The sequence below is a fragment of the Ornatilinea apprima genome, from assembly GCF_001306115.1.
In the GTDB taxonomy this organism is placed as follows: Bacteria; Chloroflexota; Anaerolineae; order Anaerolineales; family Anaerolineaceae; genus Ornatilinea; species Ornatilinea apprima.
Window position 1 is genome coordinate 252,089 of the sequence record NZ_LGCL01000024.1, and the last position, 25,360, is coordinate 277,448.

Here is a 25,360-nt window from a genome sequence, read left to right on the forward strand (position 1 = left end):
GGGGGACACAGTCCCCCCCTCGAACAGCCCATGTTTACAGCAAAGTTTTACTTCTTAATGTCCCATTTTTCCATATGCTCGAGGCCGCCCAACACAGAGAAGGTGCGCTCGACGTACGGTTTGGTGGTGGATACACGGGTGTACCAGTAGATCGGGATCATGATGGCGTCTTCAACAGTGATCAACTGTTCCAGGTCCGCGTACATCTGGGTGCGTTTGTCAGGATCCTGCTCGCGAGCGGCATCCAGAACACCCTGTTCGAATTTTTCATTCTTCCAGGTTACGCCACCAAACGGAACACCGTCTTTGGCGGTATTGGCCGAACCACCCACCGCGAGCACCTCGCGGATGAAGTTGTTGGCATCCGGGTAGTCCTGGCACCAGCCAAGGCGCCAGATCTGAGGAGTCTCTTCGCCCTTAATGGTCTCGAGGTAGACTTTCCATTCCTGGTTGACCAGTTTCACGTCCAGGCCCAGGTTCTCTTTCCACATTGCCTGAATGGCTTCGGCGATCTTCTGGTGGCCGGAACCGGTGTTGAACATCAGGCTGATATCCAGGTCGGCTACCGTCTGGCCCGTCTCATCCAGGTATTCCTGGAGTTGGGCTTTGGCGTATTCGGGGTCGAACTTCGCGCCAAGATCCGGATATTCTTCGCGGGTGGGGGCGCCAGCCAGACCGGGGCGAGAGAACCAGCCAGCGGGTTCCTGGCCGCCCTTGGTCACGTTGTCGATCAGGCTCTGGCGGTCAACAGCAAACGACAGGGCGCGGCGAACGCGGACGTCGTTCACAACCGGGGCGGTGGTGTTGAATCCGTAGTAGTAGGTGCACAGGTCAGGGGCGATAACCAGCTCTTTCGAGAGCGTCGGGTCAGCCTTTACGCGGTCGATGTCGGCCAGCGGAACAGCGGCGATGTCGAGGGTGCCAGCTTCGTACTCAGAGTAGGCGGGAACCTCATCCAGCATCTTCCAGGTAATTTCGTCAATCTTCGCCTGCGGGATGTTGTCCTGTCCAGGCCAGAAGGGGTTCTTCACCAGGGTGATGTAAGAGTCATGGACCCATTCCTTCAGGGCGTACGGGCCGTAAGAGACGTTGAAACCGGTCTCGGTCCAGCGGTCGCCTTTGGCTTCGGTGCAGTCGTCACCGTCAATCTGGAACGCAGGCATAGCGTGGGCAACCCACATACCAGCGATATTGAGGTTGAAGACAGCCGGCTCGTTGAAGGTCATCTCAACGGTCTTGTTGTCAATCGCCTTGACAGCCACAACTTCGGGGCCGATGGGCGCAGATTCGCCTTCGAAGGTCTCAGGGTCTTCGATCACTTCACCGGTAGCAACATCCACCAGCGTGCCGGCATTGTACTCGGCGCCGCCCTTGAGGGCGAAGGCCAACACATAGGCATAGTCAGAGGCGGTGGCGGGGGCCAGGGTGCGCAGCATACCATACACAAAGTCCTGGGCGGTAACCATGCGCGGGTTGCCTTCGCAATCCATCACCTGGACAACTTCGCCGGAAACGGCGTCGTATTTCACCCACGGAACGTCTTCGCGCAGCGTGAAGGTGTAGGTTACACCATCATCAGCCATAGACCAGCTGGTAGCCATACCAGGCTCGACATCGGTGGTGACTTCATTCTGGCGGGTCAGGCCCACGGTGATGAGCTCAATAATCTGGTTCGACGAGGTGTCGGTGGCCAGAGCGGGGTCAAGGGTGGGGATGTCACCAGGACCCATATTGAGGTTCAACACTTTCTTCTCTGCCACCGCTTCAGCAGGGGCAGCGGCCGGCTGACAGGCTGCCAACAGCATGCTGGCAACGATCAGCAACGCAGCAAACACAAACAGTTTCTTCGATTGCATTCTTTCTCCTCCTTCTTAAGATGAAAGAACTAGAAATGGAGTTGGTGGTTCTTCAAAGAGATAGAGCGTTCTAGTATTTTTTGGTTGTACTGTCCCGCAGCCACCTCCTTTCAAACTACACCAAATGGCAGGCCGTAAAATGGCCTGGTTTAATCTCCCTGAATTCCGGCTTCTTCTGCGCGCAAACCTCGACCGCCAGCGGGCAGCGCGTTCGGAACCGGCACCCTGAGGGAGGATTAACCGGAGAGGGTACATCGCCCTGTAAAATGATGCGCTGGCGCTTGCTTTCGGCCACGGGGTCCGGAATTGGAACCGCGGAGAGCAGCGCCTGCGTGTAAGGGTGCAGCGGATTGTTGTAGAGTTCATCGCGATCGGCTAGTTCCACAATGATACCCAGATACATCACCGCCACCCGGTCACTGATGTGACGCACCATCGAAAGGTCATGGGCAATGAACAGATAGGTCAGGCCCAGCTCTTGCTGCAAATCTTCCAGCAAGTTAACTACCTGCGCCTGAATGGAAACGTCGAGCGCCGAAATAGGCTCGTCGCAAACAATCAAAGAGGGATCCAGCGCCAGGGCGCGCGCCACGCCAATGCGCTGCCGTTGGCCGCCCGAAAATTCGTGCGGGTAGCGGTTGGCAAAAGCGGGATTCAACCCGACCAGCGCCAGCAGGTCGGCAACCCGGTCTTGAATTTCCTGAGCGGTGTGCGTGCGGTGAATCAGCATCGGCTCACCGATGATCTCGCCCACGGTCATACGCGGGTTCAAACTGGCATACGGGTCCTGGAAAATCATCTGCATGCGGCGGCGGGTTTTGCGCAGCTCTTCGCCTTTTAAATCCACCAGGTTGCGCCCCTCAAACAGCACCTCTCCCGAAGTGGGGCGGTATAACTGCAAAATGGTGCGTCCGGTGGTCGACTTGCCGCAGCCCGATTCGCCCACCAGCCCCAGGGTTTCGCCTTTATACACATCAAAGCTGACGCCGTCCACAGCGTGGACCGCCCCAACCTGGCGTTGGATGACAATGCCCTGCGTGATGGGGAAATGCTTGACGAGATTATTAACTTTAAGCAGTACTTCTTTGGAATTCGAGGTCATGAGCGTTCACTCCCAGTCTTAGGATCAACCCAGCAGGCCACATTGTGTTCTGAGCCTACGCTTGCGAGCGTTGGATTTTCTTTCCAGCAGCGCTCCACGGCGTAGGTGCAGCGCGGAGCAAACGGGCAGAAATTGGGGCGCTCCATCAAAACAGGGGGCAAGCCGTCAATCGAAATCAGCCGTTCTTCTTTTCTTTGGTCTACACGCGGCAAACTGCCAAGCAAACCCAGCGTATAGGGATGTTGTGGGTTGGCATACAAATCTTTCACATTGGCTTCTTCAATCACCAGGCCGGCGTACATCACCATCACGCGGTCGGCCAGGCCGGCGATAATCCCCAGATCGTGCGTAATCCAGATAATGGCCATTCCCAGCTCATCGCGCAGGCGTTTGACCAGCTCCACAATTTGCGCCTGAATAGTAACATCCAGCGCGGTGGTGGGCTCGTCGGCGATAAGAATCTGCGGCGTGCAGATCAACGCCATGGCAATCATTACTCTCTGGCGCATGCCGCCAGAGAACTGGTGCGGATAATCATTGAGACGTTCTTTGGCCTTGGGGATGCCCACCATTTCCAGCATCTCCGCCGCGCGGTCAAACGCCTGCTGGCGGCTCACGCCATTATGAATCTCCAGCGGCTCGGCCACCTGGCGGCCAATGGTGAGCACAGGGTTAAAGGAAGTCATCGGGTCTTGAAAGACCAGACTGATTTGCGACCCGCGAATATGACGAATTTCTTCCGCGGACATTTTGATTAAATCTTTACCCTGGTAATGAGCCGTGCCCGCCACCACTTTTCCCGGAGGGGTGGGGATGAGACTCAACATCGACATAACGGTTACACTTTTACCACAACCGCTTTCGCCCACAATTCCTAACGTTTCACCTTCTTTGAGTCGAAATGAAACACCGTTAACCGCGTGCACAATTCCTTCTCGCGTTTTGAATTGTGTTTCAAGGCCTTGCACATTCAGAAGATCAGCCATGCAACCTTATCCTTTATTGGATTTTGATTTGGGGAAGCAAAAGAAGAAAACAATATCAATCTTCATACCTTCAAAAGATCTAGAATAGATTTCGGGATGATGAAAAGTATAACCCGAATTAATTAGAGTGTCAAACAACACAGGATAGCCATCACCTGTTTGAATGATGAAATATATATATAATTATGCCATGATGATCCAAAATCTGCACAATCAATTGGTCAAAAGTCATAGTGAATTTGCCTTCTATTTCGAGGCCAACAACGGGCAGCCGCCGGTCTTTTTCTCCAACTGCGAGGTTTTTTCATCGGCTTCTGTCATCAAAATCCCCCTGCTGCTGGCTTGGGCGCACCTTGAGCGCGCCGGTGAAGTGGACCAGCGCGAGATGTGCTGTCTGGATGACGAGCCGCAGGTGCAGGGCGCCGGTTTCTCGTGGATGCTGCACGCCCGCCGCTTGCCGTACCACGATATCTTGATGATGATGATCTCTCTCTCCGACAACCTGTGCACCAACCTGGTGGTGCAGCGCATTGGCCTGGAACGGGTCAACCAGATATTTCAAGATGTGCTCGGCCTGGAGCATACCCGTATGCAGCGTAAATTGATGGACCTGGCCGCCCGCGAGCGCGGACTGGATAACTGGATCGGCGCGCGCGACTGCATCCGCTTTTACCAGCTCTTTGATCAGCTCACCCCGGCCGAGCGCGCCTGGATTCTGCCGATGATGTGCGTGCAGGCCGACTGCCTGCTGATGCGCCGCATCGAGCTGGATTCACTGGTTTTCTACCACAAGCCCGGCTTTATCCCCGGCGTGCTGCACGATTGGGGCTTCACTGACCGCTGCCGCATCTTCTTGCTGACCCAAAAAGTGCAAGACCAGCTTCCCATGCTGGAAATCTTCGGTCAGGCCGGGCGGTTGATGGTTGAAGGGGCGGAATAACCCGGCCCACGCCTGACGTTGTACATCTCTCCTGATCTGCTTGACATCAAATTATTAATTAGATAATATCTATCTAATTAAACGGATATTGACTGCTCTTTCAGGAGAGAAACGTATGAAAAAGAAATTCGTCACCGCCGCTGTGTTAATGAGTATCGCTGTTCTGGTCTTAGCCGCGTGCGCCCCGGCTGCCCAGCCTGCCGCGGAAACCCAGCCCCCGGCCGCGTCGCAGCCCCCGGCTGCAGAAGAACCCACCCAGCCCCCGGCTGCATCGCAGCCCCCGGTAGCCGAAGAGCCTGCCCCCACCCAAGCCATGCCAGAGCCAACCGCCGCGCAGATGGAAGAGCCTGCTGCCGCTGAAATCGACGTGGAAGCCCTGATCATCGAAAAAGTGGCTGGCAATCACGACGTGGAGCGTATTTTCAACGCCGTGAAAACCCGCGAAGAGTGGGAAGAGACCCTCGACCGCATGATCGGCTACGGCGCGCAGATCAGCGAAGAAGAAAAACAGATCATGATCGATTACCTGCTCAGTCGCCAGCCGTAACGCGCTGGCGCAGGAACCGTTTACTGGTAAGCCTTATAGGTAACGTAACAAAAAAATGGCCCGCGGAGGGGCCATTTTTTGTATTAGCCTTCGCGGTCATCCATGTAGGTGCAGGCGCGCAGATAGCTTTCCTTCAGGTGCGGCACGCTCTGCACGTCGTCTACATACACGCCGTTGCGCGCGCGCGAGGAGTGAATGATCTGCCAGCCACCCAGGCTGATGGTTACATGCGTAATGCGGCTGGTATCGGTGTCGCCAAAGAAGAGCAGGTCGCCGGGCAAAAACGGCGGCTCAATCGGCTTGCCGTGCCGGTACTGCATGTCCGCGTCGCGCGGGGTGGCTATTCCCACCCAGCGGTGCAGCAGTTGTGCGAACCCCGAGCAATCAATGCCGTTTGCCGAGCAGCCGCCCCACAAATAAGGCACACCAGTCAGGCGCGCCGCGTCTTGCATCATCTGGGCGCGTTTTTCCAGGGCGGTTTCCGGAAGTTCTTCAAACGCGCGCAGCGCATCGGTGGGAAGCCAGCCGTGGGGGCTGGCCGAAACGCGCGCCCAGCCGTCTTTCAGATCCAGCAGCCGCACCGACGTGCCGCCCAATACCCGCCCCAGCAGCGGGGCGTTGGCCCGCGGTTCAGCGCGCAGCAGGCCCACCGGTTCCATCACCAGGTGCGTGGGAACGGGGATCAGATCATCGGTGAGGTAAGGCAGGTAAGCCCACCCCAGGTAGCCGTCCAGCTGGCGCACAAACGCCCAATCGCCGCGCTCTTCCACAATTTCCAGCGCCCAGCCGTACATCAGCTCGCTCAGCAGCTCGCCAAACTCGGGCTGCGCGTACAACCCGGTAAGATTGGTCCCCACAGACAGGATTTTGGGGTTGTCCTGGCGCAGCACCTGCACGCCGTCATCCACAACCCGCAGCCCGGGCAGTGTTTCGGCCAGCGCCAGGCGCAGCGCCTGCAGGGTGGCCTCTTCCAGCACCCGCCCCGCCAGCACGGCAGTGTTTCCCTCCAGCGACTGCACGTTGACCTCAAACAGGTGAGCGCGGGTATCCGCGAACCGCTCTGCAAGTTCTTTTAAGATGGCTTCCAAATCTTCGCGCATCATCATCTCCTAATCGCTTTCCAGGCCGCGCACACCAATCCCCACACGCGCGGGCATTTGAATCACCGCATGAGCGTCGTACAAAATCCCTTCAAAAGGATCGTTGGACACCAGCATGGGCGAGTCGAGGTCTACCCACTCTGCCAGGCCGGTGAAGTGTGCCATGGCTGTGGCGCCAATCGAGGTTTCAATCATCTGTCCCAACATCACGCGCAGCCCCAGCTCCTGCGCGCGGCGGAAGATGTGCAGCGCGGGGGTGATGCCGCCCACTTTCATCAGCTTCACATTGATCGCCTGCACACCGGCGGCCGCCAGGCGTTCCACGTCTTGCAAGGTCTGCACCGATTCATCCGCTGTTACCGGCACCGGGCATTTTTTTTGCAGCGCGCCCATTGCTTCGATTTGCTCTTTGGGCAAGGGCTGCTCGATCATCTCCAGGTCGTAGCGGCACAATCGGTCGACCAGATCGCGCGCCTGTTCCAGCGTCCAACCGGCGTTGGCGTCCACCCGCAGCTTCACGTCCGGGCGCGCGGAGCGGATGGCGGCCAGACGCGCTTCATCATCTTCGCTGCCCAGCTTGACCTTAATAATCGGAAAGCTGGCAATTCCGCTGGCCATTTCGGCCATCGCTTCGGGAGTGTCGATGGCAATGGTGAAAGAGGTGGCTATTTTTTGGGGCTGCGGCAGGTGCAGTAACTGCCACAAGGGCACACCCTGCCGGCGCGCGATGCGGTCATACAACGCCAGTTCCAGCGCGCAGCGTGCCGGGGCGGGGCCGTCACCGCCCACCCAGGCGGCTACCGCCTGCGGTTCGTCGGGAAACGGCTGCAAATTATGGGCGGCGCGCTGCCACACAGCGATCATCGCCGGCGTGTCTACTCCGTAATAGGGCGGGATGGCCGCCTCGCCCCAGCCTTCGTCTCCCTCCAGGCGCAGCCAGTACACGTCGCGGGTATCACTGACCCCGTAGGACAAGCGAAATGGATTACGCAGTTGCAAGGTAAGCTGCTGCCAGCGTACCCGCCCTTGAGATTCTCCCATACATCCCTCCCTGGAAAATGATCAGAAACAGCCCGCGGCTCAGTCGTCCAGCTCGTCGCCAAAACGAAGGCGCAGATACGATTGATAACGGTGCGGGTGAACGCGCCCTTCTTCCACCGCCTGCAGCACGGCGCAGCCCGGCTCGTGCTGGTGGGTGCAGTCGCTAAACTGACAGTGCCGCACCAGCTCACGCAGCTCTGGAAAGTAGCCGTCCAGTTCCTCTGGCTCGGTGTCCCACAGCGCCAGCGAGCGCAGCCCTGGCAGATCAGCTACAAAACCGCCCTCGCGTAAAGGAAACAGCTCGCGCACCACCGTGGTGTGGCGGCCTTTCGAGGTCTGGTCGCTCACATCACTCACTGCCAGCCCCAAATCGGGCTGCACGGCGTTCAACAAGGAAGATTTGCCCACCCCCGAAGGTCCCACCAACCCGGAAAGCTTGCCGCGCAGCGCCTCGCGCAGGTCTTCAATTCCTTCACCATCCTGCGCCGAAGCGAAAATCACCCGGTAACCCAGCGGCGGGTAAATCGAAAACAGCTCACGCGCTTCTTCCGCCGCGATTAAATCCGTTTTATTGGCCACAATCACCACCGGCAGATGGTTTTTCTCACAGATCACCAGAAACCGGTCCAGCATGCGCAGGTGCGGGTCGGGCTGCCGGCAGGCGAACACCAGCACAATCTGATCGGGGTTGGCCAGCAGCACCTGGCGATAATCGCCGCGCGGCGTGGGTGCCAGGCGCACCAGGGCGCGCTCGCGCGCGTGTATGGATTCAATCATCCCGCTGCCGTCGGGCTGCAGGCTGATCTCCACCCGGTCTCCCACCGCCAACAAGTCGCTGCCCGCGCGCTGCTTCTTCAACCTCCCACGCAAATGGCACAACGCTTCGCCTTGCGCGGTGCGAACAGCGTAAAACCCAGATTGGTAGCGAGTGATCAGACCTTCAATGCGCGGCGGGTGTGCCATAAACTCCCTGGGGCCTTTATTCTTCCGCCTGAGGGGTTTCGGTGACCAGCGGCGTAGGCGTGGCGGTTACATTGAACTTCGATTCCCAATCGTACAGGCGCAGCGGCTTGCCGTAGAAGTACAGCTCCACCACACGCCGGAAGATCGGCGCGGCAATATCCGAGCCTTCACCGGCGTTTTCGGCAATCACCGCAATGGCGATATCCGGCCGATCGGGGTTTTCGTTGCGCGTGTAACCGGCAAACCAGGCGTGCGGCTTACCCATCGGGTTCTGCGCCGTGCCAGTTTTGCCGTACACCGGAATTTCCAGGCCGGAGAACGCCCGGCGGGCCGTGCCGCGCGGGGCATTGACCACCATGCGCATGGCATCCTGCACGGCTTTGAGCGTCTCATCCGAAATGGGCAGCTCGCCCTGCGCCTCGGGTTTGAACTGCAGCGCCACCTCGCCGTCGGGTGAGACGGCCTGCTCAATCACCTGCGGGCGGTAAAGCGTGCCGCCGTTGCCAATAGCTGCCACAAAGCGCGCCACCTGCAAAGGCGTTACCAGCATGGTGCCCTGTCCAATCGCCAGCTGCACCGCGTCGCCTTCGTTGGCCGGGTCGGGCATGCTGCCAATATCTTCGGCCACCTGCTCAAAGCCGGTTGGCTTGCCCAGGCCAAAACCACGCGCCAGTTCCGAGACCAGTTTGGGCTGGTTCTGGCGGTACAGATCGAGACCAATATGCCAGAAGTAGGGGTTGCACGAGCGCATCAGCCCTTCTGAAAGGGTCAGCGTTCCACTGGCAGCCACCTCTTTTTCGTAGGTCCAGTCATACAGGGTAAGGTTAGGCAGCTCGTTGAACTCGTAGCCGCACTCATAGATCGTATCGGGGGTGTAGATGCCGCTTTCCAGCGCCGCTGCCATGGTGATAATCTTGAAAACCGATCCCAGCGGATACCCGCCCTGGGTGGCTCGGTTGAGCAGCGGCTGGTTGGTATTGCTGAACAGCTCTTGCAGCATGGCGTTGCGGTTGTAGTTGCTCGGCTCGAACACATTGGGGTCAAATCCGGGCGAGCTGGCCATCGCCAGCACGCGGCCGGTGTCGCGCTCCAGCACCACCACCGCGCCGGTAAAGCCCGAGATGGCGTCTTGCACCTGCAGTTGGAAGTCGCTTTCCAGGGTGGTTGTGATGTTTTTCGCCGGGCGCGAATCGACCTGCGCCAGGCGGGTTACAATCTGCCCCTGCGCGTCCACCACATACAGCGACGCGCCGCGCTGGCCGGTCAGGTAGCTCTCCGCCCATTTTTCCAGGCCAGAGCGGCCCACTTTTTCATCGCCCAGGTAACCCTGGCGCTGATAATCTTCCAGTTCCTCCAGGGGAATCGGCTGCACATAACCGGTTACATGCGGGGCAATCCCGCCGTCAAAATAATAGCGCGAGCGGAAATCATTCATCACCAGCCCGCCGAGGCCAGAGAGCGAATCGTAGCGAAAATCGCGTTCTTCGGCCGAGGTCTCGCCCACCGGGAAGTACCAGTTGGTGCCGCGCGCATCTTCATACAGCGCCTGAATCGACTCAGGAGTTTTACCGGTCAGGCGCGAAAGCTCGTCCAGCAGTTGCCCCTCGCGGCCGTCTTCAATTTGATCGGGCACAATCCCCAGAGCTACCGCGTCGGCTTCGGCCACCAGCACATTGCCCTCGCGGTCATAAATCTCGCCGCGCGAAGGGGTGCTCACGTCCATCGCCAGGCGGTTGCCGCCGCGCAGTTCAGGCATAATCATGCCATCTTCCCATTCCACTTTCCACTCGCCGTTCTCCAGCACCAGCCCCATCTCCATATCGCGTTGAAGCTCGCCCACCAGGGCAGTAGAAAAGGTTACCCGGTAAGCCACCGTGGCCGAGCGCGGGTTGGTGAGGGTGGAAAGCAGCTCATACGTCAGCTCCACCAGGCTCAAACTGAGCGCAGTGCTGGTGTAACGCTGCGAGAAGTCTTCCTGCGGAATAGCGTCGCGGCTCGTTTGGGCCAGCAGCGCGTACATACCTTCGTAGTTCTCCTGCTGCCAGGCATCCAAAAAAGCGCGGGCGGCTGCCTGCGGGTCGGGCGCGGCGGTAGTGTTGACAGCCGGCTGGGGCAATTCGCCAGCCGGATTATCTGGCGTCAACGTGGCTTCAGCCGGCGCTGGCTGCGGCCGGCAGGAAGAGAGCAGCACAACCGTCAATAGCAATAATGAAAGGAATTTCTTCATCTTCATTCTCAGTTCCTCAAAGCAGCGCGGAGAGGGTCATCCCAGCGCTTCGCCGCGCAACACGGCGGCAGAGATAGGACAATCATAGCCTAATTTTGATTTGCAGATCGCATAAGGGTCGGCCGTCTGGCCGGTAAGGCGCAGCAGATGGCACAACGGCAGGCCCATCACACTGGCAAAGCAGCCCGCAAAGCCCTCTACAGGGTGAAACCCGCTGTGCTGAATGGCATACGCCCCGGCCTTGTCCAGCGGATCGCCGCTGGTGACATAGGCTTCAATTTCTTCCTCCGAATAAGCGCGCATCGGCACTTGCGAGACGCAAATCGCGCGGCGCACGCTGGCGCGGTCTTCGGGGAAAATCACCGCGAGGGCGGTGCATACGGTGTGGCTGCGCCCGCGCAGCTGGCGCAGCATGGCGGCCGCTTCTGCGGCGTTGGCCGGTTTGCCCAGCAAAACGTCGCCGTCGGCCACAATCGTATCGGCAGCCAGCACGGTTTGATGCGCTTCGGCGTTCGACAGGGCGGCCAGCGCCTTGCTGCCCGCCAGGCGCAGCACATACGGCTCGGGCGCTTCACCGGGCAGCGGACTTTCATCAATATTGGCAGGGCAAACCGTGAACTGCCAGCCCAGCCAGCCCAGCATCTCGCGGCGGCGCGGCGAATTTGAAGCCAGTAAAAAATTGCGCTTCTCCATTGATGAAAGATTCTAACACAATTGGAAGGGGCAAGGGAAATGAGGCCTTCGCTTTATTAATCACCAATCCTAGCATCAATCACGCGTTTTATCATTCCCTCCACTTTTTTATTGACATTCACATACATCAACTTTATAGCTGGGTTTTCATTAGCGTAAACACGAAAAATTTCGTCTGCAAATGCCTGGCCTATCATCTCTACTTTATTAAAATCAAAGACTATTAGCTTAAATCGATTGATTCGTGCCAGCAAACGTCTTGCTTGGGATCGTGAAACCAGGTTTTCATCTCCGTATCCCCCTAAAAAAACAGGGATAACGGTTCTATCAAACCCAAATCCTCCATTTATACTGTATTCATTAAATATTTCCTCTGTTGTAGCTGAAGAAAATAAAGAAGTCTCCATAACTACGGTTGTACCTGCAGAAAATTCCTTTTCTTCAAACAAAGCATCCATTCCACCTTCTTTTGAGTGGCAGAAAATTAGATGACTGGAGACTATTGAAAAAGTATCAAACATCCTGGATGTAAAAAAAATTCCTTCCCCCGAATGCCTTCCTGGATCTGTAGATAATTTTCCTTTCGACAATTCCAGGATGGCATGCATGGGATCATCCAAGTTAAAATGAGATTGAATTTTGTTGAATATTCCAACTCCATTATCCTTAACAGTTATTCTGATCCAATCAGGATATATTGTTAGTGAAATGACTGCTGTTTGGCTTTCCGAATGATCAATGACATTGTTGTAAATTTCCGTAAATCCATATTGACATATTTCTTGAATATTTTTCGGTAAATTCGTCGTATAAGGTTTTAACAAATTCCGCCAGACTCTATCTTCCTCCTGGTTTTCTTTTACATTTAAATCCCAGTATTCATTAAGGATTGGGTTTATCGTATATTTTCGACTGCGAGTATTGCCTGATTCAGATAAAACACCTTCCTTCACTAAATATTTCATATACCGATTCACAGCTTGGCGAGAAATCCCAAAATGATCCACAGCCATTCTTGTGACCTCGCTCGGGTATTCTCGAACATGCCGAAGGATAAAATTAGTAATATCATCAAATTTTTGAGACATCCGGTTTCCTTTTATTGTCAAAAGATATAATTATTATTGTCAACTTGTTGAATTGTATTGTAAACTTGGAATACGTTATTGTCAACCGAAAGGTATAGTTCTTCGAACAAAATTTTTCTTCTAGGCCAGGATGCATCCTTAATTAATAGAAGTGGCGCAGATAGAGTATCTTCTAAATTTCAATTACAATTCCCTCTTGACATTAACGTTACGTCATAGTTTAGACTATCCTTCGGAGATCAAACGATGCCCTACACCGTCAAACAGTTATCCAAAATGGCAGGCGTCAGCGCGCGCACCCTGCACTACTACGACGAGATCGGTCTGCTGGCCCCGCCCGAATATGGCGGCAACGGCTACCGACATTACGATGAGGCATCCCTTCTGCGCTTGCAGCAGATTTTGTTCTACAAGGAACTGGGCCTGGACTTGAAGCAGATCAAAGCCATTCTGGACCGGCCGGACTTTAATGTGCTCGACTCGCTCAAAGACCACCGCCAATCGCTGCACAAGCAGGTGAAGCGCTTGAATCTCCTGATTCAAACCGTGGAAAACACGATTCAATATCTGGAAGGAAACACAACCATGAGCCAAAAGAAATTATTCGAAGGGTTTAGCGAAGAAGAAGAGAAACAATACGAGGCCGAAGCGCGCCAATTGTACGACCCGCAAGTGGTCGATGAATCATGGAAGCGGTGGAAAAGCATGAGCAAAGAACAAAAACAGGCCCTCGGGCAGCGCGGCGAAGAAATCTTTGCCGGTGTATTCGACTGCATGCAGCAGGGGTACGGCCCCGAAAGCGCGGAAGTTCAGCGCTGGATGCCCGCCCTGCATGATCACTTCAACGTCTTCTACACCTGCACGCTGGAGATCTTCCGCGGCCTGGGCGACCTGTATGTAAACGATCCCAAATTCCGCGCCACCTTCACCAAAATCCACCCCGATCTGCCGGAGTTTTTGCAAGAAGCGATGGCGTTCTATGTAGACCAGCAGATGGCTAAATAAATGATCTTTAGCCGCAAAAGAGGCTGTCCGTAGAGGGCAGCCTCTTCTATTTAATCCACTTTATGCGATAATAAGATAAAAGTTGTCCTCAATAAACAGCAGAGGTGTATATGTACGACGAATTCAGCACGCATTATGACCGTTTCGTGAACTGGCAGTCGCGCCTGGCCTACGAGATGCCCTTCCTGGAACAGCAAATGCGCCGCAGCGGATCTGGCGGCGGATTCCGCGTGCTGGATTCGGCCTGTGGAACCGGCATGCACACCATCGAATTGGCGCGGCGCGGTTATGCCGCCGCCGGCGCGGACCTGAGCGCGAAGATGATTGAACGCGCGCGCGAGAACGCCGTCTCGGCCGGGGTGGCGGCGCGCTTTGAGACGGCGGGGTTTGGCCAGCTGCAGGCCGCCTTTGGATCCGAAGCGTTTGACGTGCTGCTCTGCCTGGGAAATTCGCTGCCGCATGTGCTCAGCGCGGCCGAACTGGCCGCCGCATTGGAAGATTTCGCCGCCTGCCTGCGGCCGGGCGGTCTGTTGCTGGTGCAAAACCGCAACTTTGACGCCGTGCTGGAGAGCCGCCAGCGCTGGATGGAGCCGCAGAGCTTCCGCGACGAGGAGCGCGAATGGGTCTTTGTGCGCTTCTACGATTTTGAACCCGATGGAAAAATTGCCTTCAATATCCTCACCCTGGAGCGCTCGCCACAGGGCAATTGGAGCCAGCAGCTCACCACCACCTGGCTGTGGCCGCAGCGCGAAAGTGAATTGCTACCCGCCCTGGCCGCCGCCGGTTTTGGCGAAGTGATCCGCTATGGAGATATACAGGGCGCGCCCTTCGACCCGCAAACCAGCCCCAATTTAATCCTCACGGCCAGGAAAGAGTAAACCAGACCAGCGGTGATTTACCCCCATCCCAAGATTCTTGTAGGGCGGATTGAGGGCAAACAAACACAACCTGACAAATTCCCCTCGAATTGCCCGAAATCCGCCGTATTTCAATTCATCCGCAGCCCTGTTTGACGCCACAAAGTTATCATTGAACGCGCAGCTATGCAGCCCGCATATGCAATACTCTTCGGTAGGGGCGGACGGCCGTCCGGCCGAAAAAATCACGGGCGCAGGCACCCCAAAAAACGGGCGCGAGGCCTCGCGCCCCTACATAAGAACGACGGTTCAGATTCTTCTTTAGGCCATCCAATACTTAAAACCCGTTGCTCCGCCCTCTACCCGCCCTACAAAGAATCCGCCCTGAGCGGCAACCCGACCCATGAATACAAACCACCCTCCCTAAAATGCGTTTTCCAGCATTTTGGGGAGGGCTTGGGGCGGGGTTCGTAGCGGTCAATCCCTGGTCAACTGGCGGTACTTGATGCGGTGTGGCTGGTCGGCTTCCACCCCCAGGCGTGCCTTGCGGTCTGCCTCATACTGGGTGTAATTGCCATCAAACCAGAAGACCTTGCTGTCGCCTTCAAAGGCCATAATATGGGTAGCCACACGGTCCAAAAACCAGCGGTCGTGGCTGATGACCAGCGCGCAGCCGGCGAAATTCTCCAGGCCTTCTTCCAGGGCGCGCATGGTGTTCACGTCCAGGTCGTTGGTCGGCTCGTCCAGCAGCAGCACATTGGCGCCCGACTTAAGCATGCGCGCCAGATGCACGCGGTTGCGCTCGCCGCCCGAAAGCTCGCCGACCAATTTTTGCTGGCTGGAGCCGGTGAAGTTGAAGCGTGAGACGTAAGCGCGCGAGTTGAACTGGCGGTTGCCCAGTTGAATCGTCTCCTGCTCGTCGCTGATCATCTGCCAAACGGTCTTCTCCGGGTCCAGGTCATCACGCGACTGGTCAACATAGGCCAACTGCACCGTCTCGCCCAGGCGCAGAACGCCGCTGTCGGGCTGCTCCTGGCCGGTGATCATGCGGAACAGGGTGGTTTTGCCCGCGCCGTTGGGGCCAATAATGCCTACAATCGCGCCGGGCGGGATGCTGAAGTTCATGTCTTCCACCAGCACGCGGCTGCCGTAGCTCTTGCTCACCTTTTGCGCCTCGATGACCACATCGCCCAGGCGCGGCCCGGCGGGGATGTAGATTTCCAGGTCGCGGGCCAGCTTTTCGCTTTCCTGGTTGAGCAGCTTCTCGTAGGCGCTGATGCGCGCTTTGGATTTGGAATGGCGGCCCTTGGGCGACATGCGAATCCAGTCCAGCTCGCGCTCCAGGGTTTTCTGGCGCTCGCTCTCGCCTTTCTCTTCCTGTGCCAGGCGGTTCTTCTTCTGCTCCAGCCAGGAAGAGTAATTGCCTTCCCAGGGAATACCCTGCCCGCGGTCGAGTTCCAGAATCCAGCCGGCCACGTTATCGAGGAAATAGCGGTCGTGCGTCACGGCGATCACCGTACCGGCGTAGCGCTGCAGGTGATGCTCCAGCCAGGCGACTGTTTCGGCGTCCAGATGGTTGGTCGGCTCGTCCAGCAGCAGAATATCGGGGGCCTGCAGCAGCAGGCGGCACAGCGCCACGCGGCGGCGCTCGCCGCCCGAAAGCACCTTGATGGGCGTGTCGCCAGGCGGGCAGCGCAGGGCGTCCATCGCCATCTCCAGGCGCGCGTCCAGGTCCCAGATATCCTGGTGATCAATCTGCTCTTGCAACTCGCCCTGGCGCTCGATCAGCGCGTTCATTTCATCGTCGCTTAACGGCTCGGCAAAGCGGTTGCTGATCTCTTCGTACTCTTTCAGCAGGGCAATCTTATCGGCCACAGCCTCTTCCACCATTTCTTTGACAGTTTTACTGTCGTCCAGCCGGGGTTCCTGCTCCAGGTAGCCAATGGTGTAGCCGGGCGAGACGTGCGTTTCGCCGTTGAACTCTTTATCTACCCCGGCCAGAATACGCAGCAGGCTGGATTTACCCGCGCCGTTGAGGCCCAGCACGCCAATCTTCGCGCCGTAGTAATAGCCCAGGTAAATATCCTTGAGCACCGGTTTTTTCTCGTAAAACTTGCTCACCCCTACCATGGAATAAATCACTTTATTGGGTTCGTTCGCCATACCTCTTCCTTTATTACCATCCATCCAATCCCTGCCAGGGTCATCCCGGCGGGGGAAATTTCATCCGCTCCGGTCTTTACCCCCCGGCCTTTTTGGCGCGGTAGCCCAGCGCCAGCAGAGCGGCCACCAGCGTGTCGCGGTGATCGCCCTGAATTTCAATTTGGCCGTCTTTCACCGCGCCGCCCGCCCCGCAGCGTTTCTTTAATTCAGCGGCCAGCTTGCGCAGGTCTTCTTCCGCCAAAGGCAGCCCGCTGACCAGCGAAACCGCCTTGCCGCCGCGTCCTTTCTTCTCCAGACGCACGCGCACATTACCGTCGCCGGCCGCCGCCGCGGGCTTCTTGCGGCAGGCGCACGCGTCGATGGGCCGGCCGCAGTCGGGGCATACGCGCCCCAATTCCGTGGAATAGACGGTTCGCGCGTCTTCGCGCCGGGGGGTCATCTTCATTCTTCTACGTCTCGCTTCCTGTGATTGCAAAAATTATACCGTGAGTCGCGGCAAAGTCCGGCCCGTTTTCTGCCAATGGCGGTCTTTTTTCGGAATTTGTGCAACCAAAGCCGCCGGCCAGCGTATATGCAGTGTAAGCAAAAACATATCCGCGGCAAAACAAAAGCCGCATCCATGATAAGGAGTCTCTTAATCTTATGAAGAAAACACTTTTATTGTCTCTGGCGGCTCTGATGCTGGCTATGCTGGCCTGCAGCGCGGGCGGATGGGAAATTAACATCAACAATGACGGGCGCTTTGTGAAAGGCTCGGGCAATATCACCACCGAAACCCGCGACGTGTCGGGGTTTAACAGTATTGAATTCAACGGCCTGGGCGACGTGGAAATTGTGCAGGGCAGCGAAGAAGGTCTCACCATCACCACCGACGACAATCTGCTGCCGCTCATCACCACCGAGGTGAAAGGCAGCACGTTGGTCATCGGCATCGAGAAAGGCTACAACATTAACCTGCCCAGCAAAATGAAGTTCACCATCCAGGTCAAAGACCTGCAGAAGCTGCAAATTTCCGGCCTGGCCAATGTGGAAGCCGACGACCTGGCCCTGCAAGACCTGTACATTGGCATTAGCGGCGGCTCGGTAAAACTGCGCGACCTGACCGCCAAAGACGTGCGAATCAGCATCAGCGGCTTGGGCAACGTGGACCTGGACGGCGAAGCGCGCTCGGTGCGCATGGACTCGTCCGGCGGCGGCAGCCTGGATGCCGAAGACCTGCGCGCTGATTCGGTCAGCATCTCCATCAGCGGGGTGGGGCAGGCCAGCGTGTGGGCCATCGAAACGCTCAACGTGGAGATCAGCGGCGGCGGAGAAGTGGCTTACTACGGCAAGCCCGAAATCACCCGCGACATTGACGGCGTGGGCACCCTCAACAGCCTGGGCGAGAAATAATCCGCCCGCCAGCAGCCAACCCATTCAACTTCCCGCTTCAAGGCGGGAAGTTTTTGGTGTTAAACATATTCATTCCTGAAACGGAATCCATCTCTCAGGGAAAAAGCAGGTTATACTTTTAACATCGTCTGCTGCAGAAAAGGCAAAAAGGGGGGCTTCACTACCGATTCATGGCAATTTCTATGCCCAACTTTAACCGATTCTGTAATGGAATTGTAAAGTATTCGTCTTAATTAACGTAAAGCGATTCGCTCATGTCATTGCAAGTCGAACAGGAAGCAGGGCTCATCACCCAGGCTGAAAGCGGCAGCAAACCTGCGTTTGCGGCTTTGTATGAATTGTATCTGGCCGAAATTTACCGGTATGTGTATTACCGGGTGATGGACCACATGGAAGCCGAAGACCTGATCGAAAAAGTCTTTATCAAAGCCTGGGAGAGTTTGACCCGCCCACGCCCCAACCGGCAGCCGCTGCAGAACTTCCGCGCCTGGTTGTACCGCATCGCGCGCAACACAGTCATCGATCACCAGCGCATGGCACGTCACGCCGTCTCCATTGAGGATATTGACCGCTTACAGGTCAATCATCCTGGGCTGCAGGAGCAGGTTGAGCAGGATGAGCGCGCTCAACAACTGGCACAGGCCTTAAGCCAGTTGGATGAGATCTCGCGCGAGGTGCTTTTGCTGCGCTTTGTCAACCAGCTCAGCCATGCCGACGCGGCCACCGTCATGGGTATCAGCGAAAACCACATGCGCGTCTTGCAATATCGCGCGTTGAAGAAGATGAAGGTCTTATTAAATGCCTGACTTAAAGAACACCTTACCCGGCAACACCCAACCAGCCCAGCGGCTGGCCGACCTGCTCGATAACCGCGGCGAGCAGGGAGATGTGCCGCTGCCGCTCTTGGAACACGAAGAACAAGAGCTGCAAGAGCTGCTGGCCGTTGCCGATTGGATCACCCAGGCGCCCAAAGCAGAACCCTCTGCCCAGTTCCGCCAGCAAAGCCGCCAGCGCATTCTCAAACAGATTGATCAGCCTAAGCCTGTAACATTTTGGCAAGGGCTTCGTCTTATATTTACTGAAGGGCTTAGCTCATTCAAAATCAAACGCCGCACCGCGTTGGTGTTGATGAGCATCGTTTTATTGGTAGCTATGTTATCGGTGGGCGGAACCAACATTGTACTGGCCTCCAGCGACGCGCTGCCCGGTGATTCACTGTACAACATCAAAATCTTAATAGAGCAGGCGCAGCTCGTTGTCGCCTCTCCGGAACAGCGGGTAGAGCAAATTAACGGTAATTTAGAGACCCGCGTGGAGGAAATTGAAGCCCTGGTTGAAGCAGGCCGCTTTGAAGATTTGCAGGTTGCTCTGGCTACCTTTGACAGCGAAGTTTCCGATCTGGCAAACGCTATGGCCAGCCTGCCGCCGCAGAGCCCGGAGCGGTCTGAAGCCCACCAACTGTTGTTGGAAACCGCGCACAATAACCGCATTCAGGTATTAACCAGCTTGCTGGACAAAGTCCCTGAAAGCGCGCGCCCGGCGATTGAAAAAGCCATTCAATCGACAAGCGACCTGGAGCCGCAGGAGACCAAAGGAAAACCAGAAAAAACGGTAACGCCTCAACCGACAAAAGAAAAACCGGCAGGGAAACCAGAAGACATCAACACTCCCGAAAAGGGCAAGCCCACCACATTGAGCACGCCCGAAAAAAGGTCCATCCCGACCGCGACACCCAAACCCACCCAAACACCGAAGCCAACCAAAGTGCCGCCTGGTCAGGTAGACAAAGACAAACCCGACAAGCCTGAAAAGCCTGAGAAGAAAGAAAAGTAGCCTTCGGGGAAGTCTTATCAAAGGGAAAACGATATGCAGACCTTCTGGAGAACCAAGTCCAGAGGGTCTTTTGATTGATTGAAACAAGGTACAAGGAAAAACGTAGTTGAAAAAGAGCAGAAAACCATTATTGAAACAACGCCGCGGCCAGGGGATGGTGGAATTCGCCCTGGTGATTCCGCTCTTGCTCGTGCTCATTCTAGGCATCATGGAGTTCGGACGGTTGTTCGCCATTTATATCTCGGCATACAGCGCCAGCCGCGAAGCTGCGCGATACGGTTCGGCAGTAGGGGATAGCGGAAGCGGACTGCAGTTCTACGAGGACTGCGATGGAATCAAGGCTGCAGCCATGCGCGTGGGGATTTTATCGGTCAATGACCCCAGCCAGATCGAAATCCGCTACGATCACGGGCCAGGGCAGACGCCTTTCGACACCGCCTGCCCGCCCACCCACGATGTCAACCTTGGCGATCGGGTGGTGGTACGCGTCTCCGCCAGCTACCAGCCAGCAGCCGGGCTCGTCAAGATCCCGGCAGTACCTATAACCATCGAAAGCGCCCGCACCATCATCATCCGTGCCAGCGTTATTGGCACACCGGCTCCATCACCTTCTTACGCGCAAACCCGCACCGCGACCATCACCCGAACCGCCACCATCACGCCTACCCAAACGCCGACCAATACCCCCACCAATACGCCTACCAACACGCCTACCAACACGCCCACCAACACGCCCACCGACACCCCTACGCCGACGAATACCTTCACACCAACGCCCACCAATACCCCCACCAATACGCCTACCCCCACTTCCACCTTTACGCCGCTGCCATTGGAGGGCGAAACGCCATCACCCATCCACACACCCATTGAGAACTTGCCCCGTTAGATCATTGATCGTGAATTGGAAATAAGATGAGATCACAACTCTTCAAGAACCCATCCCCCAAAAACGAAAAAGGCCAGGCTTTCCTGGAGTTTGGCCTGGTGCTGGTCTTGCTGCTCATCCTGCTCGCCGGTGTGGTAGACCTGGGACGCGCTTTTTATACCTTTATCATGCTGCGCGATGCCGCCATGGAAGGCGTTGCCTACGGATCGGCCTTTCCCGGCCACTGCAACCAGATTGAAGACCGCATCATCGACAACCTCAACCCGGGAATGATGGTGGACATGGAAATTCGATACTCCGACGGCAGCTCCACCTATTCCTGCGGCGACGCCGATGTTGAGCTGGTGGCCTGTTCGGGCAATGAAATTGAGATTAGCGTTTCGCAGCCCGATTTTCCCGTCACCATGCCGCTGCTGGGCGCGTTTATCGGCCGCCAAACCATTAATTTAACCGCTGATGTCAGCGGCACCGTCATCCAGCCTCCCTGTGGTATGGCTTCACCCTGATGCCAGAAGAGAGAAAAGTTATGAATTTCAACCAACAACGCGAATCCGGACAAGTTATGGTCATTCTGGCCCTGGTGCTGGTGGGCCTGCTGGGTTTTGCCGCCCTGGTGGTCGACGGCGGCACGATCTTTGCCGACCGGCGCTTTGACCAGAGCGCCGCCGACGCCTCGGCGGTGGCCGGGGCGGTGGCCGCTGCCCAGAGCATTGAGAACCAATACATCACCAACGGCAGTTTTGAATGCAGCGACAGCAAAGTGATCGCCGCCATGCAAGACGCCGCCGACGCCGCCATTGACCGCTCGCTCGATAACCGCTTCACCCTCACCGAGCTGCCCACCCAGGCCGACCTGGACGCGGCCAAACACGGCGTTTACATCGCCTGCGGCGAAGAAGACCACGACGCCTGGACACAGGGTTACATCGATGTGATGGTCGACATCTCCTCCGACGTCGCCACCACCTTTGCCCACATGTTTTACCCCGGCGGCTTCCGCAATTCGGTTGAAGCCGTGGTGCGGGTCAAACCGCGCACCTCGGGCGCCTTTGGCTACGCCATCGCGGTCCTCAGCAAAGATTGCCAGGCCAACTACGGTAACCTCAAGGTGTCTGGCAATTCTCTGGTGACCATTAACAACTCCGGCATGTTCTCCAACTCGTGCATGAAAGGCAACGGTAACGTTAAGGTAACCGCCGATGAAGGCATCCGCTTTGTCGATGGTTACAGCGCCGACGGCGGCGTAACCATCAGTCCCACCCCCGCGCAGACGGCCGAAGAGCTGCCCACCTTCACCTACCCGCCTGCCGACGCCGACTGCGCGAAATTGAGTGCGTATGGTGAGGTGAAAATCAATAACGACTCCGATAATGTAACTCTTAACCCGGGGCGATACACTGGCATATCCGTCAGTAAAGGAAAAGTGAATTTGAAGCCCGGCCTGTACTGCGTCAGCGGAGACATTAAACTGACGGGAGGCATTATTGCCGGCGATGATGTGATGTTTTATCTACAGAAAGACGGCAGCAAAGATACCAACTTCGATTCCAGCGGCGATGCGCAAATTAACATCCGCGCCCCGCGGTCCGGCCCGTGGTACGGCATGTTGATTTACATGGCCTCTGGCAACAAAGGCAGTATCTCTTTGCTCGGCAACAGCATTTCTGAATACAAAGGCACGGTTTACGCACCCGATGGGCATGTCAACGTGGGTGGCACCTCAAACCAATTGGGGCAGTTCAGTACCCAGATCATCGCCTACACCGCGGAAATCTTTGGCACCACCACAATGGAGATCAACTTCGACGATACCATTCATTACTCCAACCCATCATTCCTGGATATGTACGAATAAAGACGGTTAAGGGAATCAGGGGGAAGATCCCTTTTCTAGAGCGCCTGTGACCTGTCCGCTTCACAGGCGCTCAACCTTTAACTAAAAAATCCCCCGGCCAGATGGTCGGGGGAAAACTTGCCTGTGGATTACCACTCGCGGCGCGGGGGCTTCTGGCCGCCGGGGCCGCCGGGACGACGGTTGCCGCCGCCAGGGCCGCCAAAGCCGCCACCACCACCAGGCCGGCGATTGCCACCGCCGAAACCACCGCGGCCGCCGCCACCGCCCATCGGGCGCTCTTCGCGCGGGCGAGCTGCATTCACAACCATGGCGCGGCCTTTCAGGTCTTTGCCATTCAGAGCGTCAATGGCGGCCTGCGCCTCACCATCGTCATTCATTTCGACGAAGCCAAAACCGCGCGGTTGGCCGGTCATTTTGTCTTTGATCATGGATACGGAAGCAACTTCACCGAAAGCCTCAAAAGCCTGTCGGACGTCATCTTCACTTACACTGTAGGGCAAATTGCCAACGTAAATATTCATTTCTCTTTTCCTTTGAACTGGGTCAAATATTTTCTCATCCGATCAGGCTGCTTTTTGCTTGCATCAATTCTCTGCATCTCTTTTCGTATGAGGACGTCTTAGATGGTATTATATCAGGATTCTTATCAAAGAAAGCGAATTTCGCTATACTAAAAAGCTGTACAGCTGTCATTTTCTCGGCTGGTTTTTTTCACGTTTACCGGCCAAAGGAGACCCATTATGCCCCCTCGCGGCGCGCGCGGTAGTGATTGGATGGTCGTCAGGCGCTGCCTGGCGCTTGTAGCGCGCTTGCAGCGCGGTCCTGCCTCGCCCCAAGAGCTGGTGCAGGCCGTTTGCGACGCCCTGGGGCCGGATGCCTACCCGCCAGACCCATCTGCCCGCGCGGCAGCCTTCAAGCATGACCGCGACCACCTGCGCCAGCACCTCGACGCCGATTTTGTTTACGATCCGGCCGCGCGCCAATACGCCCTCACCCAGGCCGGTCCGTTTGGCCGCCTGCACCTCTCCGATTCCGCCCTGCGCGCCGTGCGGCTGCTCTCCGAAGCCTTCACCGGCCAAATGGGCGCGCGCCAGGAGGTGCAGGCCCTGCTGCAGGAGCTGACCACCCGCCTTTCCCCGGCCGATCAGCGCCGCCTGGAGACTCTCAACTCGGCTGTTGACCTTGATCTGCAGCAAGACGTAGACCGCGGCTCCATCCCGGAAGTGGTGTGGCAAACCGTCGAGCGCGCCGTGCGCGTCCAGCGCAAGCTGTGCTTTAACTACATCTCCCCGCGCCACGAAGACCGCCTGCCGCGCTACCACGAGGCCGCTCCCGCGCAAATGCGCTTTCAGCGCGGCCACTGGTACCTGTACGCCTTCGACCTCTACAGCCGCGACCCCTATGGTGAAGAACGCTTTGACAGCGGTTATAAAAACTTCCGCGTCCAATACATCTGCGCCGATGAAAAGCTCATCATCAGCCCCACCCGCCTGCCGGGCGTTGCGCGCACCCCGCCGCGCTACGAAGTGCATTACCGTCTTGAGCCGCGCCTGGCGCGCGGGCAGATCAGCCATCACTTTGAGAATACCCACATCACACGCCTGCCCGACGGCCGTGCCGAAATCACCGCCACCACCGATAACCTGTGGGAGGCCGCCCAGGTGCTGCTCTCGTACAGCGACGGCTGCGAAGTGCTGGGCTGCCCCGAATTGCGCCAGATGATGGTGGACCGCACCCGTGGAATGGCAGCCATTTACGGACTCGATGTAGAAAACCGCTCCAAATTGGCAGACTTACCCACAAATACGGACGAGTGATTCGGATATCATGGTCATATCTGAACACGCCATCCGGGTCCGGGTCAGGGGAAGAGGGGAGCCCCTCCGGACAAAAAAGAAAAAGCTCATGGGCCAGGGGAGAAGAAGAATGCCCAAAGAGCTTTTTTTATTTTTTAAGAGCCGTGCCCCTGCCGCGGGAAAAAGATTCACTTTCCCCCTCCGGCTCCCCCGCACAGCGGGGGAGAGAATCTCGGTTATGAGGATACCTGGTCTTCAGCCTCTTCCCTGCGACGCGGGGATGAGGCCACTTTATTTCACCACTTTTTTGATTTCTTGAATCACCTGCTCGATGTTTTCCAGGACTTCAGCATTACGAAAACGCAAGACACTATACCCCTTGGACTCAAAAATTGCGGTCCGTTCGGAATCATAATCGAATTGTCCTGCATGAAACCCGCCATCAATTTCAATGATCAGCTTTCTTGCTGGAGCGCAAAAATCCACAATGTAGTCGCCAATGGGATGCTGCCGTCGAAAATGGATGTTGTTAATCTGGTGATGACGAATGCGCTGCCAGAGCTTATCCTCTGCGGGTGTTGGTAATTTCCTCATTTCTCGCGCGTGGATCATGCTGATTTGCTTTTTGGATAAATTTGCCATTTCAAATCCACCTTTTTGGATTTTCTTGCAGTCTCTCACTGACGCGCGCAAAAGGCATGCGAGTTACGACCCCCTCCCAGCCTCCCCCGGCAAGCCAGGGGAGGTGACTTCCATTCTCTTCACCCTTCCCTGCGTCAGCGGGGAAGGGTCGCGGCGCAGCCGCGGGGATGGGGCATTCGCACTGCCCATCCGGCAAGCCAGGGGAGGTGACTTGCACTCTGCTCACCCGTCCCTGCGTCAGCGGGGAAATATCGCGGCTGGAATGGTGCAAAAAAGTGGACACAAAAAATGTCCTGATCGGGTAAAACTAAAGAAATGGAGATCAGGCATGGAAAAGAGAAATTACCGAGAATACCCACCAGAGTTCAAAATGAACGCGCTGGAA

24 protein-coding genes are annotated in these 25,360 nt (G+C 56.7%); 11 read left to right on the top strand and 13 right to left on the bottom strand.

Features of this window, described 5'->3' with window-relative positions; all coding sequences use genetic code 11:
- Window positions 1–47: 47 nt before the first annotated feature.
- From ADN00_RS10935 to ADN00_RS10945, 3 genes are all read right to left on the bottom strand, one after another.
- The gene (locus ADN00_RS10935; RefSeq protein ID WP_075063011.1) at window positions 48–1,856 is read right to left on the bottom strand and encodes a peptide ABC transporter substrate-binding protein; all 1,809 of its coding nucleotides are present in this window, start codon (window positions 1,854–1,856) and stop codon (window positions 48–50) included.
- A gap of 115 nt (window positions 1,857–1,971) precedes the next feature.
- Window positions 1,972–2,958: an ABC transporter ATP-binding protein gene (locus tag ADN00_RS10940; protein WP_075063012.1), complete on the bottom strand. Its 987-nt coding sequence runs from the start codon at window positions 2,956–2,958 to the stop codon at window positions 1,972–1,974.
- Window positions 2,955–3,944, bottom strand: coding sequence for an ABC transporter ATP-binding protein (locus tag ADN00_RS10945; RefSeq protein WP_075063013.1), 990 nt, complete (start codon window positions 3,942–3,944; stop codon window positions 2,955–2,957). The genes ADN00_RS10940 and ADN00_RS10945 overlap by 4 nt, the downstream gene beginning before the upstream one ends.
- A 190-nt stretch (window positions 3,945–4,134) precedes the next feature.
- On the opposite strand from ADN00_RS10945, the gene ADN00_RS10950 reads away from it, so the two are divergent.
- A complete protein-coding gene (locus ADN00_RS10950) occupies window positions 4,135–4,884 on the top strand; it encodes a serine hydrolase (protein ID WP_160317516.1) in 750 nt (249 codons plus the stop codon).
- Window positions 4,885–4,999: 115 nt separating this feature from the next.
- Window positions 5,000–5,431, top strand: a complete 432-nt coding sequence (locus ADN00_RS10955; RefSeq protein WP_075063015.1) for a hypothetical protein — start codon at window positions 5,000–5,002, stop codon at window positions 5,429–5,431.
- 83 nt (window positions 5,432–5,514) lie between these two features.
- Here ADN00_RS10955 and ADN00_RS10960 read toward each other — a convergent pair whose 3' ends face one another.
- From ADN00_RS10960 to ADN00_RS10985, 6 genes are read right to left on the bottom strand one after another with little or no spacing between them, the layout of a single operon-like run.
- On the bottom strand, window positions 5,515–6,531 hold the full coding sequence (locus tag ADN00_RS10960) for a C40 family peptidase (protein WP_075063016.1): 1,017 nt from the start codon (window positions 6,529–6,531) through the stop codon (window positions 5,515–5,517).
- A 9-nt stretch (window positions 6,532–6,540) separates the two neighbouring features.
- Window positions 6,541–7,572: a dipeptide epimerase gene (locus tag ADN00_RS10965; RefSeq protein WP_075063017.1), complete on the bottom strand. Its 1,032-nt coding sequence runs from the start codon at window positions 7,570–7,572 to the stop codon at window positions 6,541–6,543.
- A gap of 39 nt (window positions 7,573–7,611) precedes the next feature.
- Window positions 7,612–8,535 carry a ribosome small subunit-dependent GTPase A gene (gene rsgA / locus ADN00_RS10970; RefSeq protein ID WP_075063018.1) on the bottom strand — a complete coding sequence of 308 codons (924 nt, stop codon included), beginning with the start codon at window positions 8,533–8,535 and terminating at the stop codon, window positions 7,612–7,614.
- Between the two features lie 16 nt (window positions 8,536–8,551).
- The gene (locus ADN00_RS10975) at window positions 8,552–10,768 is read right to left on the bottom strand and encodes a penicillin-binding transpeptidase domain-containing protein (protein WP_075063019.1); all 2,217 of its coding nucleotides are present in this window, start codon (window positions 10,766–10,768) and stop codon (window positions 8,552–8,554) included.
- A gap of 30 nt (window positions 10,769–10,798) precedes the next feature.
- Entirely contained in the window at window positions 10,799–11,455 is a 657-nt protein-coding gene (locus tag ADN00_RS10980) for a Maf family protein (RefSeq protein WP_075063020.1), read from the bottom strand.
- Between the two features lie 56 nt (window positions 11,456–11,511).
- Complete coding sequence (locus ADN00_RS10985; RefSeq protein ID WP_075063021.1) at window positions 11,512–12,543, bottom strand: STAS-like domain-containing protein; 1,032 nt, start codon at window positions 12,541–12,543, stop codon at window positions 11,512–11,514.
- Between the two features lie 246 nt (window positions 12,544–12,789).
- Between ADN00_RS10985 and ADN00_RS10990 the strand changes: the two genes are divergently transcribed.
- Window positions 12,790–13,548 carry a MerR family transcriptional regulator gene (locus ADN00_RS10990; RefSeq protein WP_075063022.1) on the top strand — a complete coding sequence of 253 codons (759 nt, stop codon included), beginning with the start codon at window positions 12,790–12,792 and terminating at the stop codon, window positions 13,546–13,548.
- 110 nt (window positions 13,549–13,658) lie between these two features.
- Window positions 13,659–14,426 carry a class I SAM-dependent DNA methyltransferase gene (locus ADN00_RS10995; RefSeq protein ID WP_075063023.1) on the top strand — a complete coding sequence of 256 codons (768 nt, stop codon included), beginning with the start codon at window positions 13,659–13,661 and terminating at the stop codon, window positions 14,424–14,426.
- 456 nt (window positions 14,427–14,882) lie between these two features.
- Here ADN00_RS10995 and ettA read toward each other — a convergent pair whose 3' ends face one another.
- Both ettA and ADN00_RS11005 read right to left on the bottom strand, forming a co-directional pair.
- Window positions 14,883–16,568: an energy-dependent translational throttle protein EttA gene (ettA, locus tag ADN00_RS11000; protein ID WP_075063024.1), complete on the bottom strand. Its 1,686-nt coding sequence runs from the start codon at window positions 16,566–16,568 to the stop codon at window positions 14,883–14,885.
- A 76-nt stretch (window positions 16,569–16,644) separates the two neighbouring features.
- The gene (locus ADN00_RS11005) at window positions 16,645–17,013 is read right to left on the bottom strand and encodes a translation initiation factor Sui1 (RefSeq protein ID WP_075063025.1); all 369 of its coding nucleotides are present in this window, start codon (window positions 17,011–17,013) and stop codon (window positions 16,645–16,647) included.
- A 197-nt stretch (window positions 17,014–17,210) separates the two neighbouring features.
- On the opposite strand from ADN00_RS11005, the gene ADN00_RS11010 reads away from it, so the two are divergent.
- The 6 genes from ADN00_RS11010 (at window position 17,211) to ADN00_RS11040 (ending at window position 22,537) form a co-directional block, all read left to right on the top strand.
- A complete protein-coding gene (locus ADN00_RS11010; protein ID WP_075063026.1) occupies window positions 17,211–17,960 on the top strand; it encodes a head GIN domain-containing protein in 750 nt (249 codons plus the stop codon).
- Window positions 17,961–18,214: 254 nt separating this feature from the next.
- The gene (locus tag ADN00_RS11015; RefSeq protein WP_075063027.1) at window positions 18,215–18,766 is read left to right on the top strand and encodes an RNA polymerase sigma factor; all 552 of its coding nucleotides are present in this window, start codon (window positions 18,215–18,217) and stop codon (window positions 18,764–18,766) included.
- Window positions 18,759–19,793, top strand: coding sequence for a DUF5667 domain-containing protein (locus ADN00_RS11020; RefSeq protein WP_075063028.1), 1,035 nt, complete (start codon window positions 18,759–18,761; stop codon window positions 19,791–19,793). Before ADN00_RS11015 ends, ADN00_RS11020 begins: the two co-directional genes overlap by 8 nt.
- Window positions 19,794–19,899: 106 nt before the next feature.
- The gene (locus ADN00_RS20140; protein WP_082390066.1) at window positions 19,900–20,682 is read left to right on the top strand and encodes a TadE/TadG family type IV pilus assembly protein; all 783 of its coding nucleotides are present in this window, start codon (window positions 19,900–19,902) and stop codon (window positions 20,680–20,682) included.
- A 26-nt stretch (window positions 20,683–20,708) separates the two neighbouring features.
- Window positions 20,709–21,188: a TadE/TadG family type IV pilus assembly protein gene (locus ADN00_RS11035; protein ID WP_075063029.1), complete on the top strand. Its 480-nt coding sequence runs from the start codon at window positions 20,709–20,711 to the stop codon at window positions 21,186–21,188.
- 20 nt (window positions 21,189–21,208) lie between these two features.
- Window positions 21,209–22,537: a pilus assembly protein TadG-related protein gene (locus tag ADN00_RS11040; RefSeq protein ID WP_075063030.1), complete on the top strand. Its 1,329-nt coding sequence runs from the start codon at window positions 21,209–21,211 to the stop codon at window positions 22,535–22,537.
- 128 nt (window positions 22,538–22,665) lie between these two features.
- On the opposite strand, the gene ADN00_RS11045 is transcribed toward ADN00_RS11040, so the two are convergent.
- Window positions 22,666–23,058 (bottom strand): RNA recognition motif domain-containing protein, encoded by a 393-nt coding sequence (locus ADN00_RS11045; RefSeq protein WP_075063031.1) that lies wholly within the window; start codon window positions 23,056–23,058, stop codon window positions 22,666–22,668.
- A gap of 219 nt (window positions 23,059–23,277) precedes the next feature.
- Between ADN00_RS11045 and ADN00_RS11050 the strand changes: the two genes are divergently transcribed.
- Window positions 23,278–24,354, top strand: coding sequence for a helix-turn-helix transcriptional regulator (locus ADN00_RS11050; RefSeq protein WP_075063032.1), 1,077 nt, complete (start codon window positions 23,278–23,280; stop codon window positions 24,352–24,354).
- Window positions 24,355–24,624: 270 nt separating this feature from the next.
- Here the strand turns inward: ADN00_RS11050 and ADN00_RS11055 are convergent, their stop codons facing one another.
- Window positions 24,625–24,975, bottom strand: a complete 351-nt coding sequence (locus ADN00_RS11055) for an endonuclease domain-containing protein (protein WP_201781182.1) — start codon at window positions 24,973–24,975, stop codon at window positions 24,625–24,627.
- Between the last annotated feature and the right edge of the window lie 385 nt (window positions 24,976–25,360).